The sequence below is a fragment of the Microcoleus sp. MOSTC5 genome, from assembly GCF_036701825.1.
Lineage (GTDB): Bacteria > Cyanobacteriota > Cyanobacteriia > Cyanobacteriales > Microcoleaceae > Microcoleus > Microcoleus asticus.
Genome location: NZ_JAUBRK010000056.1, coordinates 37,507 through 52,697 on the forward strand (window position 1 = coordinate 37,507; position 15,191 = coordinate 52,697).

The following is a 15,191-nucleotide window of genomic DNA, read 5'->3' on the forward strand; positions in this document are numbered from 1 at the left end:
AGATTTTAGATTGCAGAACTGTCGGGATTTTTGATTTGTTTGAATTTTGACACCGATTCATCCCAAATCTTAACTCTTAAAATTCAAGTTGCCACAAAATCTTAACTCTCAAATCTCAACTTGCAAAGTCTCTCCATAACTTTCACTGTAATAAACTTGAGTCACCTCAAAACGCCCGCCGTATTGTTTCAAAGGTTCTGCTGCATAACCAAGCGGCAGCAAACAGCAAACATCTACTTCTTCGGGAATTTGAAAGGCTTCTTTCACCTTAGCGCCGACAAAACCTTCCATCGGGCAACTATCTACCCCAAAGCTTTTAGCTGCAATCATTAAGTGAGCTACTGCGAGCATTGTATGCCTGTTTGTCCAAGTTTCTAGGGACTCGAAGCAGGGACGGTTCTCGAACAATTGCGGGATTGCTTGTCGCATATAACCGGCTAAATTGTCATTCATTGCGCCTGCGGCTTTGCCCAATTCGATGACGGCTTCGGTGTTTTCGGGTTCACCGGCGCGCCGATCGCCACAACAGATTAATACTACTGGGGCTTCTACCACTTGGCGCTGATCGAAGGCGCAAGCTTTTAATTTTTCTTTGCTGGCTGGGTCTTGAAGTACAATAAACCTCCAAGGCTGCAAGTTGTAACCGGAGGGCGATCGCACTCCCAACCGCAAAATCTCTGCCAATATTGCTGGGGGAATCGGATCGGGTTTGAAACTGCGCGCGGCCCGTCGGCTTTCGATCGCGGTTTTAACATTAATTGAAGGTTGGATTTCAATTGTCATGGATAATTGGTAATTGGTAATTGGTAATCGGTAATTGGGAATTGGGAATTGGGTATCGGGTACTGGAAGTTGAAAGTTACAAGTTCAGTCCTGGACGAATAACCTAATTATTTAGGGTGCGCCGTGGGCAGCTTACGCCCATTAGGAATTGGGAATTATACCAGTTCCCAAAAGGATGCAACTCTAAAGAATATCCCAACCATTATGCAGTCATTCCCAATTTTTTAATCGAAAATCGAAAATCGAAAATCGAAAATCGAAAATCGTATCACCCCAAGCCCAACTCGCGCTTGAGCAAATTAATGGACTTAGAGCCGATGTAATTTTCGGAGCATATCAGTTGCGGGGGACGAATAATATCTTCTCTAGCCGCATTGATGGCAGCTTTTACTGTAGCAAAACTCGGTTGGTCGCAAAAAATTGTTCTGGCCGATCGCACGATCGAGTTAATCTTGTACTCGTCTGACACCAAGGCCGTCATCACCAGTAAATCCTCTCCCCGGATGCTGTGGATGATGACTTCGGTCGATCGCAGCATTCCCGGACTCAGGCTGACGAGGCCTAAATAGCTGTCTTTAGGCAAACCCCCCACTAACTGGATTTCCTGGCTGTAGTCGTAGATGTCTACGGGAATAACTCGCACCGAACGCGGTGCCGAAATCGATTCTGCTTCTCCGATAAAATATCGACTCGTAATCACGGTTCCCGAAGAGATTTGATCCAAAAAAGTACCTAGCTGTTCCATTGGCACTAACTGTATGGGAATGCGGAGAGCTTGTTCGAGTTCTTTCGCCATCAGCTCGCCCACGCCGATGTCTTCTGTGGGGGCTGTGACGAGCACTCGGGCGCTGCACCTGAGCCGCCAGTCAATTTCGGCCAAAAATAATTCCCTCGCTTGGTTGAGCGTACAGCCCTGTTCCAGCAGTTGATCGATACTTCCTTGTACTATTTTGTTGGCAAGGGGATATTCTTCGAGGATCGGAGATTTGAGTTTGTTGCCTACAACTTCGTTGCCTTGAGCGCGGACGTAAATGCCCGATCCTGCTTGGGCTTCTACGAGTCCGGTATTTTCGAGCTGGCGGTATACTTTGCTGATGGTGTTGCGGTGCAAACCCGTCTGCATGGCTAGCTGTCTGGTGCTGGGCAAGCGGTGTCCGGGCGGAAATTGTCGCGAGGCGATCGCAAACCTGATTTGATTGAATAGTTGGGTGGATGCTGGAATATCACTATCGGTTTGAATATGAAATTGAACCATTATTAAAGGCTCCGACGACTTCAACTTAGTATTTTTATAACGTCGAGTACCGCGCCTAGGATTGCTCGGATATCTCTGTCTATAGCATAATCTTATTTGGTTGATCTGCGGCGGCGGTTTTGCTTGCCTTACGATCGCAGCCACTTTTTCGTTCCCCGTAGGGACACGGCATTGCCGTGTCCCTACAATGGCTGTATCTCGCTTCGATATCTATAGGCGAACACTCCTAAAAAAACGCTTTTTATAAAATCGGGATGCTCCCTATTTACTCTCAAATTTTGAGATCGCTTGCTGTTTTTCTACCCGTCAGCAAATAAGTCCGCATTTCCCCTTTACCTTTAATCTCGATCTCGCCGCGATCTTCAAATTCATATTTATCCTGGAGCAACTCATAAGTATAGTGGCTGACTTGAATGCGACCTGTTATGCCGTGAGATTCCATGCGGCTGGCTGTATTCACGGCATTTCCCCACAAATCGTAAATGAATTTTTTAGTGCCGATTACGCCCGCTACCACCGGGCCGCTATTAATCCCGATGCGGAGGTCAAATTGCGCGTCTAGCTTCACATTTAATTCCTTAATTGCCGCTAGCATATCCAGCCCCATTTCGGCGATCGCTTCTGCGTGGTCTGGGCGTTCAATGGGAATACCGCCTGCTACCATGTAAGCGTCCCCGATCGTCTTGATTTTTTCTAAGCCGTGCTTCTCACTCAGTTGGTCAAAAGCTGAGAAAATTTCATTCAGCAAGTACACTAATTTAGTTGCGGACATGGTGGTAGAAATCTGGGTAAAATTTACCAAGTCAGCAAAAAGAATTGTTGCTTTTTCAAACTTATCTGCAATCAACCCCGGTTGGTACTTCAACCTGTCGGCGATCGGTTCTGGCAAAATATTTAGCAGTAAACTTTCAGTTTTTTTCTGTTCTTTTCTGAGTGCTGATTCCATCCGCTTGCGCTTGGTTATGTCGTGAAAAAACACTGAAATGCCGTCATGAGAAGGAAAAGCCCGGACTTCCACCCACACTTTTAAGGGACGATAATATTGTTCAAAAGCCACTCCAACTTGTTTTGCTACAGCTCCATGATACTCTTCATAAACATCCGAATTCACTAATTCTGGAAACTCTTCCCAAAAATTTTTACCATAAAGTTCTTCCGGCGATTGCTGTAGAAATTGCGCTGCTTTGTAATTGACGTAAGTAAATCGCCACTGGAGGTCGAAAGCAAAAAAAGCATCGCTCATCCCTTCCAAAAAATTGACAATTTGCTCGTCACTTGAACGGAGTTTTGCTTCAACTTGTTTCTGCCGAACCTGTGCGCGCTTTAATTTAGTCAGATTAATTCGCAACTCCATTTGGGTAATAACTTGCCGCCCTAAAGTCCGCAGCGCTTCTAGCTGTTCTGGAGTGAGTTTGCGAGGAACTGTATCTATCGCGCACAAAGTGCCGATCGGGAAACCGTCAGCAGTTACTAGCGGGGTTCCAGCATAAAATCGAATATTGGGATCGGAAGTTACTAGCGGATTGCCGGCAAAGCGATCGTCTTCTAGAGCATTCGGTACAACTAGCAATTCGTTGGGATTTAAAATAGCGTGGGCGCAAAAAGCTAACTCTCTCGGAGTTTCTGGCGCCTCCAGACCGACTTTTGATTTAAACCACTGTCGGTTAGAATCTATTAAGCTGACTAAAGCAATAGGAGTGCCGCAAATATAAGAGGCTAAAGCTGTTAGGTCATCAAAAGCTGCTTCGGCATCTGTATCGAGAATGTGGTAGCGGTAAAGTGCTTCTAGCCTCTCTTCTTCGTTGCTGGGCAAAGGTGCAGCTTGCATCGGCGGTGGCGAGGATACACGTTTCTGAAAAATGCGCGCAAGTCTCTGTGCTGCGAATTTTTGGACTTGCGCGGCAAGTTTTTCAACGAGCATCAAAAGACCTATTTGCCAAGCTTTATTCATCTTTATTTATCTTTTTTCATACCCGATCGAACTGAGGGCGATCGATCTAATTCAATCGATACTTATGCACTTACCGCAACTAACTCCTCAATCTCCAGAGCTTTTGTCGGCAATTTCCCTGTCAATACTTCTCTACCCTCTTCGCTGACAAGTATATCATCTTCTATGCGTATTCCCCGCACATCTGCAAATTTTTCCAACTCCTCCCACTTAACAAAATCTTTATATTTGGCACGATTTTCAGAGTCATTCAAAATTGCCGGAACTTGATAAAATCCCGGTTCGATCGATACCAGCATTCCCGGACGCAAAACTCGATTCAGGCGCAAAAATCCCAACCCAAACCGACTGCTTCTCGTTCTTCCTTCTTCATAGCCAGCCAAATCTCCTAAATCTTCCATATCGTGAACATCTAAACCGATTAAATGTCCGATACCGTGGACAAAAAACAGCGCGTGAGCGTCCATTTCTACCAAATCTTCAACATTCCCCCGCAAAATGCCCAAATCAACCAATCCTTCCGCCATAATTCGAGCAGCTAACAGGTGAATGTCTTGATATTCCATGCCCGGACTAATTTTATCGATACAAGCATCATGCGCTGCCAAAACTACATCATAAATCGCTCTTTGAGTCGGAGAAAACTTGCCAGAAACCGGCCAAGTGCGAGTCACATCAGCCGCCCATCCCGTTGATGTTTCCGCACCGACATCTGCTAACAGCAAATCTCCTGTTTGTAGGGGATTGTGATAATGTTCGCTGTGCAGCACTTCTCCATGCACAGTCACGATACTGGGATACGCATAGGTCATATTTTTGGAGATGATGACACTTTCCATTGCAGCGCGCACCCCTGCTTCAATTTGAGCATTTCCAGTTGCCGCCATTCCCGCTTTGTGAGCTTCTACGGTGACAGCCGCAGCTTGACGCAATTCGGCCAAACTGGCTGCATCGTGGCTCAGGCGCAGAGATACGATCGCCTGAGTTAATTCTAGATCGATTCCGATTGGGGATTTGGGCGGTGCCAGAGGGCGATCGAGAATTTGAGACTGTTGCAACTGAGTCAAAGAATCCTGAACGGCGATAGTTGCTGCATTTGTCGATCGCGCTTTCAATTCGGCCATTGGAAAAGCAGCATCAGCCCCAATTAGTTCGGCAATTTCTGCTCTTTTCGGCATTTCTCCGTGCCAAAGAGTGCTGCTAGCAGGTGCGTCATCTAAGAACAGTTCTAATTTGCCAGATTCTAAGCGAATGGCAGCATTTTCTAAGGGCAAACCAGCAAAATATAGAAAGTGACTGCTGGCGCGAAAGGGATAAGTAAGTGCCGGATAATTGCGAGGAATGCTGCAACCAGACCAGAGAATTGTAGGAAAATCAATTAAACTGGCTAGTTTTTGCCGCCGTTCGTGTAAACTATTTACTAAAAACTTATCACTTTTTGTAATTTTCATGGGTAAAAACCAATTATTTTGAGTTTGGTTTGCAGTAAGCCGGGAGTTTTTTTGTTCTCGACCTTAAAGCACTAAAGTCCTGACTGCCAAGTTTGCCGTCATTTTTGGTAAAAAGTTTCGTCTTTATCTTCTTCCTTGCTATCATCTGTTTGGCGGTCTTTTCGATCGTATTTGTCGCGATCGTATGCATGATTTTGTTCAGTAATAACACTGTCAGACTGCTAGGATAAAAAGGCTGGAAGTGCGACTCCGCCGACAATTAGCATCGTCGGTGGCAATACCCGCAATCAGCAAAATGTGTTGGTTTGGTGTTTGTTGATTTTGTGACATGAGCGATCGCCTCTATTGACTATTTTATATTTTAGACTTTAAAGTATAAGTAAAATGTACAGAAAAAAACATGAAAACTGTTCACAAAGCTCCTCAAACTTCCTTGCAACTACGCGACTGGCCGATCGCACACTTACCGGGATTGAGCAAGGAAAACCAGTCTCAACTGGAAGAGTGCAGCATCACCACAACCGAACAACTAATTCGCATGACGAAAACGCAGGCTGCGAAAGTGTTGCTAGCGCATCAATTACAGATTAACATTCAATATGTTAATAAATGGGTAGCGATGGCAAATTTGGCTCGAATTCCGAGTGTAGGGTGTCAGTATTGCGGGCTGTTACTTCACGCCGGAGTTGCTTCTCCGGCTCAATTGGCTCAAATGCCCGTGGAGAGATTGCACCAACAAATTTTAAGGCTGCACGTAGCGACAATGCAGCGCAATGACTTAACTCCTTCGGTCGATCGCGTGCAAAAATGGGTTCAACAAGCTAGATTAGTCAGCAGTCATTAGTCAGTTGTTAGTTGTCAGTTGTCAATTGTTATTAGCCAACAGCCAACAGTCAACAGTCAACAGTCAACAGTCAACAATCATTATTATGTCAATTCAAGTTTACGGAATCCCGAACTGCGGAACCTGCAAAAAAGCTTTTCAGTGGCTCAAAGATAGCGACATTCATTACGAGTTCATTAACACAAAAGAACAGCAGCCAACTCGCGAAAAAATTAAAAGCTGGGTAGCTGCTTTGGGTTTTAAACCTATGCGAAATACTTCCGGTCAATCTTATCGCGCTTTGGGCGAGGACAAGAATAATTGGACTAGCGAACAGTGGGTAGAGGCTTTTGCTAAGGATGCGATGCTGCTTAAACGTCCTCTTTTCGTTAAAGATGGAACTGCTGTTTTAGTAGGTTTCAAAGAAGACGCCATTCGAGAAAAATTGGGGCTTTCAACAAGCTGAGTTCAGCCTGTTGTTCGCCGCAAAAACTTAAGTTCGCCCACATCATCTGAGAAACCCCAACGCTGGTAAAACGGCATCATATTGGGCAAACAATTAAGATAAAAATGCTCGACAGCTTGCAGTTCAGGATGACTTAAAACAGCATCCATCAACTTCGCGCCCAGTCCCATCTTTCTGTGTGTCGGCTTGATAATGAGATCAAAAATCATAGCTCTGTATACGAAATCGGTAATGACGCGGCTAATGCCAATTAGTCGATCGCTCTCATCGACAAAAGCAATGATAACATCAGTCGCAGCCAGCATTTTCACAACATCCTCCCGCGTCCGCTTGTCGCTCCAAAACTCGTTTTTGTATAAATCCATCAAGTCGGAAACCTGGCTTTCGGTCAAAGTTTCGACAATTCGGTAGTTATCCATTTTATCGGTCATACTCTACTTTACCGTAATCTAGTTTAATTGCGCGATCGGCTAAATCAAAATAGCGGTCATCGTGACTAATCACAAAAACCGTTTTCCCCCGCCGCTTCAACTCCGGTAGCAACTGCTTGTAAAAAATATCCCGGAAAAACGGATCTTGATCCGAAGCCCATTCATCAAACAAATAAATCGGTCTATCTTCCAAATACGCCGTCAGCAAAGCCAGCCGCTTTCGCTGTCCCTGAGACAAAGCCGTAGTTGACAAAACTCCATCTTTCACCTCAACTTTTTTTTCCAAATGAAACTCTCGCAAATATTCAGCAGCCTGCTTGTCCAAATCGTGATTAGTCATCCCCAAAAGCCTTTCAAACAGATAGAAATCCGAATAAATCGCAGAAAAATGCTGCCTGTACCACTCTCGATTTTCCTCAGTAATTGGCTGACCATCTAGGATAATTTTTCCCGATTCAGGAATATACAAACCAGTGATTAACTTAGCTAAAGTAGACTTACCGCTGCCATTCCCGCCAATTATAAACACCAATTGACCGGGATGAAACTTCAAATTAAGCTCGCCCAAACTAAAATTGCTGTCTTCTTTTTCTCCCGGATAGCTGTGAATTACTCGATTTAACTCCAGCGTCTCCCACTGAGCCGTGTCAGGCAGTTTAACCGTTGAAGTTATCTCAGCTTGACTCGCCAAAGCCAATCCCATTCTCTCTATCTTTTCCACAGAAGTATTAGCACGAAAAAGCGCCGGCAACCTTTGCAAAATATTGTTAAACGGAGACATCAAATAGGTACTTGTCAGAATGTAAGCTGACAAAACCGGAGTTGAAACAGGCACAAATTTGGGTAAGACAAATAACAACAAACCCATCAGCATAAAAAACAGCAACTGCCCAACTCCCATCGCAACTGCACCAGTATTCAAAGCAGTCACGTTATAATTGCGGGAAGCATCAGCACTCCCCTGCAATTCTTCCGTAAAAAACTCTTGGCGGCGCAAGGAATGCAGTTTTAGTTCCTTAATTCCATCAGTAATACTGCGAAAATGCTTAAACAATATATCTTGTTCTTCTCTAGCTAAATCGAAGAATTTCCGCATTTTATTGAGCAACAACTGCACCGTGCCAATCGTCAGCACCATAAAACCAAATACCACAACAAAAACTGTACCTGAAATCGTGCTTAAATAAGTTAAGCAGCCGATAACAACGGCGATATCAACACAGAGAAAAGGAATCAAAAATATAGTATTAGAAAGCGTTCCCACATCATCTGTGAGAGTTGCCAGCAAGCGGTTAGCGCCCAACTCTTCCAAATTCCGCAAAGGAGTAGACAAAATGCCACGGCTCAAACTCAGCCGCAGATTGTAAACAGCTTCTTGAGAAAGGTAGATTAACAAAAATTGCGAGATGACTCCGGCGACGAGAGCCAAAACTGCTAATCCGGCAAAATACCAGACTAAATTCTGATTTGAATTGTCGCTAATGGCGCGGTTGATTAGAGCAATTAACATAGCGCTGCAACCGCCGCTGATTAAGCCTGTGAGTATGGCGATGGAAACATTTAACCAAGAAGCTTTTAACAGTAACCAAATTACATTCATAGAAGTTTATTGAGGTTGATTTTTGACGGTAGTCAGAGCTCGATCGCACCCTTACCTATTTTGCCAATTTTTTCCAGATTTAGGGGCAACCACGGGGGGATTGCCCATACAAAAAACTATATATGGACACTCTGCGTCCATGACTGTCTATTTGGCAAATTTTTGGAAAAAATGTCCTCATCTTCTCTACACATAGCGCGACAGATTAGGAACAAAAACTTTAAATCTTAATCCCGGTAGCATAAATAAAATAGCTTTCTGTCACCTTAACTTCGGCTTTAAACCCGATTTTAGTTAATTTTTCTAAAAGCGAATCCGACTGGTAATAAACTTTATAAACTTGAAATTCTCGACCGTCATTTAACTTGCGATTTTGGCAAATACTGGTTTCATCCTTCAGAATATGATTTGTGGCTGAAGAGGTTTCTTCAAATAAAGAGTCAACCATAAATACTTGTCCCCCAAAGCGAACCGATCGGTAAACTTTTTCCAAAAACTCATCCACTAAAGTTGGGGGTACGTGAGAAAGCCAAAAAGCAAAGAAAACTAGATCGTACTCGCGATCGGGTTCCCATGAAAATAAATCAATCTGTCGGTAAGTAACTTGAGAAGCATTTAGCTTTTGGCGGTTAATTTCGATAACTTCTGGCGCGGCATCAAAAGCATCGAGCTCCTCGCCCACCTGCAAAAGTTCAGCAGTCCAAATACCCGTACCGCAAGCCAACTCTAAAACACTTGCAAATTTGCCAAGTTTATGCAAAGCACTTTTAACAACGGCAACCTGATTAAACCAACGCTGGTTCATTTCCGCTCCGCGATCGTAACGACCTATTCTGTAAAACCATTCATCATATTCGCTAGCTCTGGCACGGTAGTAATCAACTTGTTCTTGGAGGTTTTCTGGGATTGTCATGTTCCTTTCCTCATAGCTATATTTTGGTTTGCCAGTCATAAAGTTAAGCTTCGCATCCCCCACTAGGATGAATTTCATTCCTGTACTTCCGTTTCTTGGGTTTCAAATACAACCAGCTCATAAATATCGAGCATGGACATTTGCACTTCCATTGAAGCGAAGGAAACTATTGCTGATTCTCCCTCATATTCCCGAAACAACCATTCATTTGATTCTGTTTTAATATATTGTGCGACTAAAAACTCAGATTGATAGACTAACACATATTCACGGAATTCAGGAATCGATCGATAAAACCGAAACTTATCCTCCCGATCGAAATTTTTGGTAGACTTAGAAAGCACTTCCACGATGAGCATCGGATTGAGGATCTCATCACTGCGTCCCTCGGTAAAAACTGGCTCCCCTTCAATCACCATCAGATCCGGGTAAGTTGCCCGTCGGTACCGAGGAATCCACAACCGCAAACCACTGATAAATACTTTTGCATTCTTCCCCCGCAAAGCAGTATGGAAACCAGCACAGATATTGCCTTTAATCTGGCTGCGATTAATCGTGCTGCCTGCAATTGGTACAATTTCTCCATCGCGGTATTCATTTATAAACTCGGCAGTTTCCTCTAACTTTCGATACTCATCTAGAGTATAAAACTTGTTAGGCTGATTTTTTACTAGCATTTTTGCCTCATGCAGCACCGAAAAATTCACCGAATTAGCAATAAAACAAACATGATGTGCGTTGTCGTGCAAACTGCGGGCTTTTTCCAAATCTTCACCAGCTTCGATTGTTACCAGCGGATGCAAAATTACCTCGGTAAACCGAATCTTTCCATCCTTTTGTGCCATCTTGCCCGTCGCTGCATCCGAGTAAGAGACTACCCGAATCCCAGCACGAGCGCACAAAGCAAGATAGCTCAACATATGACAAGCTGACAGTGCCATCAACAATAAATCTTCGGGATTGTACAGAGAAGCATCGCCCCGAAAAGTTGGGTCTGCCGAACCCACAAATGGCGGCTTACCCTCAATATTTATGGCATACTCACGAGAATAAGCGTCGTAAGATGAAGTAGAACCTTGACTGGCACCAGTCCAAAGAGTGTTGATGCGGTATACGTGCTCTTTAGTCATTCTCAATTCCCCACTTTTATCTGCGTTAATCTGCGCTTAAAAATCATAATTAACAGTATGAGGAGTTACGCAAGTGTCATAATTAGTAAGGTGCGTCAGAGCGTAAACTCTTGATTACCCGTTGATAATAAAAGTCTGACGCACCCTACAAGTCGATAGTCCCCAGTTGGCTTTAGTGCTAAGTATATCACAACAAAAAAGAAACGCCCAACTTCAAAAAGTCAGGCGCTTTCCACTATTTCAAAACCAGGAAAAATTAATCCCGGCGAGACAACAAATTAGATTCAACTTTCGCAGCAGAAATCGGTATAACGTGACTCAATGCTGACTGCAACAGGGGAGTTTTGATAACAGAATCGTTTGCTAAATTAAACAAAGGATTAGACAAAATTCCTGCCAAACTGGTCGCAACTAACGTGAGTACAACGCTGACCTGCAAAGGCCGCATTCCCTGAAGGTTCCAGCGAACTTCGGGATAATTTTTTACCGCGTCTGACATCTCTTGAGGTTCCTTCACTACCATCATCTTAACAACGCGGATGTAGTAGTAAATCGAAACCACGGTGGTAATTAATCCCAGGATAACTAAGCCGTAAAGTCCAGCTTGCCAGCCGGCCCAGAACAGATAGATTTTGCCGAAAAATCCAGCCAGGGGCGGAATTCCGCCGAGAGAAAGCAGGCAAATACTCAACGTTAAAGTTAGCAGCGGGTCTTTTTGATACAAACCCGAGTATTCGCTAATTTGGTCGGTTCCAGTCCGCAGGGAGAACAGAATAATGCAGGCGAAAGCGCCCAAGTTCATGAACACGTAAACCAACAGATAAAATATCATGCTGGAGTAACCGGCTTCTGTGCCTGCAACCAAACCAATCATTACAAAACCGGCTTGGGCGATCGACGAATAAGCCAAAAGCCGCTTCATGCTAGTCTGGGCGAGGGCAACCACATTTCCCAACACCATGCTGAGAATGGCTAAGGCCGTGAATACGAAGTGCCACTGTTCGGTAAGTGCGGGGAAAGCAGTTGTTAACAAGCGGATTGCTAGGGCAAAACCGGCTGCTTTGGAACCGACAGAAAGGAAGGCAACAACGGGTGTAGGAGAACCTTCGTAAACGTCAGGAGTCCATTGGTGGAAGGGAACAGCAGAGATTTTGAAGGCGATTCCGGCGATCGTAAAAACCAAAGCAATCACTAAACCGAGAGATTGACCTTCATTCACAGTAGAAAGGCTAGCCGCGATCGCACTCAGCTTAGTTTCGCCGCCAGACAACCCGTATAGCAACGAAAGCCCGTAGAGAAACACTGCCGAAGAAGACGACCCAATTAACAAATATTTCAAAGCAGCTTCATTGGAACGCGGGTCGCGTTTTGTGTAACCCGTTAGCAAATAAGACGAGATACTCAGAGTTTCCAACGAAATAAAAATCATCACCAATTCATCAGCGCCGCTGAGGAACATTCCCCCCAAAGTAGCGCTGAGCAAAATGCCGATAAATTCCGCTAAAGCAGTACCCGTTTGCAGTACATAGCGGACGGATATCAAAATAGTGACAGCCGTAGTCAAAGCGATAATTCCGCGAAACAGTAAACTCAAGGCATCGCTGTTAAAACCGCCCAGAAACGAGATGGTATCCGTGTTATCCCACTGCAAACATAAAGCAGCGACGGCGGCCAGCAAACCCGCAACGGCAACGTAGGGAGTCCAACCCGAGGAACTGCGGCCTACGATTAAATCGCCGACGAGAACAACCAAGAGGGTGATGATGACAATTCCCTCCGGTAAGATAGTTCCAGCATTTAGCTGGGCGGCAAGAGTAGCAAAATCCATATTTTCACGCAGGTTGGGTAGTACAAGCCGCAAAGGCTGTAATGGGCAGTGAACTCGTAAAAATTCTTTACCAAACACAGATTGTAGCGGATTAGAGCTTCGCAAGCCGAGTTGGGCGGGTGTTTGTTGCGGGGGAGTCGATACTCGGTAGCGGTTTTGCATACATTTGCGGGCATTGTAGAGATTGCCGACCGAAAGCATCCAGGATACAAGCCCCGGATTCATCCGTCCAGAAATAAAAAACCTGTATCCGATAAAGCAGCCCCCGAATTTATCCGTGGGGTCAATCCTTCAATTCTTTAATCTAAAATCTAAAATCTAAAATCGATTGACTGATGTCACCGGCGGCTATCGTCGCGATCGACCATAACTGCCACAATGTAGAAAGTTAAACCAGTAATTCGGCATGACTGACTCGCTAAGTGCCTACAAACAGCAGATTCTCAATGACTTCAACAACCGCCCCGACTACGAGAATGAATTTCACAAACAAGCTGCAACTCGGTTAGTAGAATTGGCAAAAGTGCGATCGAGCCAGCAAGTTCTAGATATCGCCACTGGAACAAGTTTAGCGGCGATTGCGGCTGCGGAGGTTGTTGGTTCTACGGGGCGTGTTTTGGGAACTGACTTTGCTTCCGGAATGTTGCGGCAAGCTCAGCAAAAAATTAGCGATTTAGCATTGACAAATATCGAGTTTGAGGAAGCAGACGCAGATGAGCAACAATTTCAGGAAAGCCAATTTGATGCAATTTTGTGTTCATCTGCGATCGTCTATCTGACAGATATTCCAAAAGCCCTCCGTCAATGGCACAATGCTCTCAAAGCAGGCGGAGTAGTCGCCTTTTCCTGTCTTGCAGAAAGCTCTCCAACTTCGTCTGTATTATTTCGGGAAGTAGTGCAAAGATACGGCATTACCATTCCAAATCCCAACGAGTTACTTGGAACGCATCAGAAGTGTTGCCAAATGCTTCAATCTATTGGCTTTGAGAAAATTAAAATTACGAATGAGCAATTCGGCTTCTACTTGCAAGATCCAGAAGCTACCTGGAATGGCAACGCAAAAAGCGCATTTGGACTTCAGGAAGTGCAATGGTCAGAGCAGCAAGTGGAACAGTGCAAACAGGAGTATTTTGCCGAATTGAATACAGTCTCAAGTGAACAAGGCTTTTGGAACGATGTCACAATGTTTTTTGTAATTGCCTACAAATCTCATACACCAACTTTTTGTGAAATATCAAGCTAAGGCAAGAGGAAAAATTATGCCTGTCAGTAAACCGATCGTAGAGAGTATTTGCGTCGAGGCCTCATGTATTAATAATTCTGGTTATGTTGAATACAGAGGCGTGCATACAGCAACCAGGGAAGTAATTTTTCACAAGCGTCCCATGTCAAATGGCACGAAGGAACTCGCAGAATTTTTAGCAATTGTTCATGCCCTAGCTCATCTCAAAAATCAAGGTAGGAACATACCTATTTATTCCGCTTCGGAAACAGCTATTCTGTGGGTTAGAAGCAAGAATGTGTGGACAGACTGGGAACGAAGTGAAAATAACGAAGAAATATTTAACTTAATTGAAAGGGCATTAACTTGGTTAAAAAATAAAGATTATACCAATGCTGTATTGAAGTGGGATACTTCATCTTGGGGTACAATTTCTGCTAATTTTGATCGGGAACACCCATTAATAAATTCCTGCCAACAGACCGTTCAACAACTAAAAACCCTTGAAAGCAGCGTTAATTTAACAGTGTCGAGAAGCATTGAGCAACGAGTTAACATTCTTATTTATGGAAAAACTTATCCAGTCAAGGAGCAGTTGAATAAAGCCGGACTAAGCTGGAATGGCAAGGCATGGATGGGAGCTTTGCCACTGGATAAGATTGAGAAATTGAAACAGTTATGCCGTCACTATGACCTCCAGTATACGATTAAAGGAGATGGATTCAAAGAGTCCAGACTTGCCAGAGGTGCTCGCCCCCTCCCAAGTTCCAAGATTGCGGCAGTCATGGGAGAAGGAAAGTTTCAATGGGAAATTGAAGAGACTTTCGATATTGAAGGTTTGCGGCATCGGCAACGCAATTCCAAGGATCGAAGTTAGAAAAGGTGAAATCAGTTCAATATTGCCTCGATCGATCACAAAGCGCAATGATGAGCGATGCCGCAGCAAGCGCTGCTGCTACACGAATATGATTCCAGATTGTGCAGTTGGCAAGGTAGCTAGCCCATAGTTTCGCGCCGTCAGTGCTACTAGGCTCGACTTTTGCCAATGCTTCGTTTAGCGGTACATTAAATGCGATCGTCACTCACTGCTAAATACAGGCTCCATCAGACCTCACACCATGATGCTGATGGGATTTTTTTGCACAAATCTCTCAAATATTATTTCCAGCCTCAACTCTTGACTCTTTATGCTCTAAAACAGCCTACCTTGTCTCTTCCCGAATTCCAACGCCTCCAGTCCGGCGGTCTCCGGACAAGCCCGTTAGGAATGAAAATTTAATAACTTCACTATTTACTCAATTGTCGGAACAGCACGGTAATTCCATTTTGGCAAATATT

At 44.4% G+C, this 15,191-nt stretch carries 14 protein-coding genes; 4 read left to right on the plus strand and 10 right to left on the minus strand.

Annotated elements, in window-relative coordinates; translation table 11 throughout:
• Positions 1–108: 108 nt before the first annotated feature.
• The 4 genes from QUA54_RS25875 to QUA54_RS25890 form a co-directional block, all read right to left on the minus strand.
• Positions 109–783, minus strand: coding sequence for a nitroreductase family protein (locus tag QUA54_RS25875; RefSeq protein WP_333416955.1), 675 nt, complete (start codon positions 781–783; stop codon positions 109–111).
• 268 nt (positions 784–1,051) lie between these two features.
• Positions 1,052–2,038: a GntR family transcriptional regulator gene (locus tag QUA54_RS25880; protein ID WP_333190041.1), complete on the minus strand. Its 987-nt coding sequence runs from the start codon at positions 2,036–2,038 to the stop codon at positions 1,052–1,054.
• 271 nt (positions 2,039–2,309) lie between these two features.
• A complete protein-coding gene (locus QUA54_RS25885) occupies positions 2,310–3,866 on the minus strand; it encodes an adenylate/guanylate cyclase domain-containing protein (RefSeq protein WP_445301590.1) in 1,557 nt (518 codons plus the stop codon).
• Between the two features lie 185 nt (positions 3,867–4,051).
• Entirely contained in the window at positions 4,052–5,440 is a 1,389-nt protein-coding gene (locus QUA54_RS25890; RefSeq protein ID WP_333416959.1) for an aminopeptidase P family protein, read from the minus strand.
• Between the two features lie 400 nt (positions 5,441–5,840).
• On the opposite strand from QUA54_RS25890, the gene QUA54_RS25895 reads away from it, so the two are divergent.
• A complete protein-coding gene (locus QUA54_RS25895) occupies positions 5,841–6,284 on the plus strand; it encodes a DUF4332 domain-containing protein (protein ID WP_333202505.1) in 444 nt (147 codons plus the stop codon).
• 85 nt (positions 6,285–6,369) lie between these two features.
• Positions 6,370–6,729, plus strand: coding sequence for a Spx/MgsR family RNA polymerase-binding regulatory protein (locus tag QUA54_RS25900; protein WP_333416961.1), 360 nt, complete (start codon positions 6,370–6,372; stop codon positions 6,727–6,729).
• 2 nt (positions 6,730–6,731) lie between these two features.
• On the opposite strand, the gene QUA54_RS25905 is transcribed toward QUA54_RS25900, so the two are convergent.
• The 5 genes from QUA54_RS25905 to QUA54_RS25925 all read right to left on the minus strand — a co-directional run bounded on the left by QUA54_RS25905 (position 6,732) and on the right by QUA54_RS25925 (position 12,631).
• Positions 6,732–7,160, minus strand: a complete 429-nt coding sequence (locus tag QUA54_RS25905; protein WP_333416963.1) for a GNAT family N-acetyltransferase — start codon at positions 7,158–7,160, stop codon at positions 6,732–6,734.
• Positions 7,150–8,760, minus strand: a complete 1,611-nt coding sequence (locus QUA54_RS25910) for a cyclic peptide export ABC transporter (RefSeq protein ID WP_333416965.1) — start codon at positions 8,758–8,760, stop codon at positions 7,150–7,152. The genes QUA54_RS25905 and QUA54_RS25910 overlap by 11 nt, the downstream gene beginning before the upstream one ends.
• A gap of 220 nt (positions 8,761–8,980) precedes the next feature.
• Positions 8,981–9,751 (minus strand): class I SAM-dependent methyltransferase, encoded by a 771-nt coding sequence (locus QUA54_RS25915; protein WP_333416966.1) that lies wholly within the window; start codon positions 9,749–9,751, stop codon positions 8,981–8,983.
• Positions 9,748–10,803, minus strand: a complete 1,056-nt coding sequence (locus QUA54_RS25920) for a Uma2 family endonuclease (protein WP_333416968.1) — start codon at positions 10,801–10,803, stop codon at positions 9,748–9,750. Before QUA54_RS25920 ends, QUA54_RS25915 begins: the two co-directional genes overlap by 4 nt.
• 256 nt (positions 10,804–11,059) lie before the next feature.
• Positions 11,060–12,631, minus strand: a complete 1,572-nt coding sequence (locus tag QUA54_RS25925; protein ID WP_333416975.1) for an NAD(P)H-quinone oxidoreductase subunit N — start codon at positions 12,629–12,631, stop codon at positions 11,060–11,062.
• Between the two features lie 406 nt (positions 12,632–13,037).
• Here QUA54_RS25925 and QUA54_RS25930 point away from each other — a divergent pair, with 406 nt between their 5' ends.
• The gene (locus tag QUA54_RS25930; RefSeq protein ID WP_333416970.1) at positions 13,038–13,874 is read left to right on the plus strand and encodes a class I SAM-dependent methyltransferase; all 837 of its coding nucleotides are present in this window, start codon (positions 13,038–13,040) and stop codon (positions 13,872–13,874) included.
• A gap of 16 nt (positions 13,875–13,890) precedes the next feature.
• Positions 13,891–14,730 carry a hypothetical protein gene (locus QUA54_RS25935; RefSeq protein ID WP_333416972.1) on the plus strand — a complete coding sequence of 280 codons (840 nt, stop codon included), beginning with the start codon at positions 13,891–13,893 and terminating at the stop codon, positions 14,728–14,730.
• Positions 14,731–14,746: 16 nt separating this feature from the next.
• On the opposite strand, the gene QUA54_RS25940 is transcribed toward QUA54_RS25935, so the two are convergent.
• On the minus strand, positions 14,747–14,935 hold the full coding sequence (locus QUA54_RS25940; RefSeq protein WP_333416973.1) for an anthrone oxygenase family protein: 189 nt from the start codon (positions 14,933–14,935) through the stop codon (positions 14,747–14,749).
• Between the last annotated feature and the right edge of the window lie 256 nt (positions 14,936–15,191).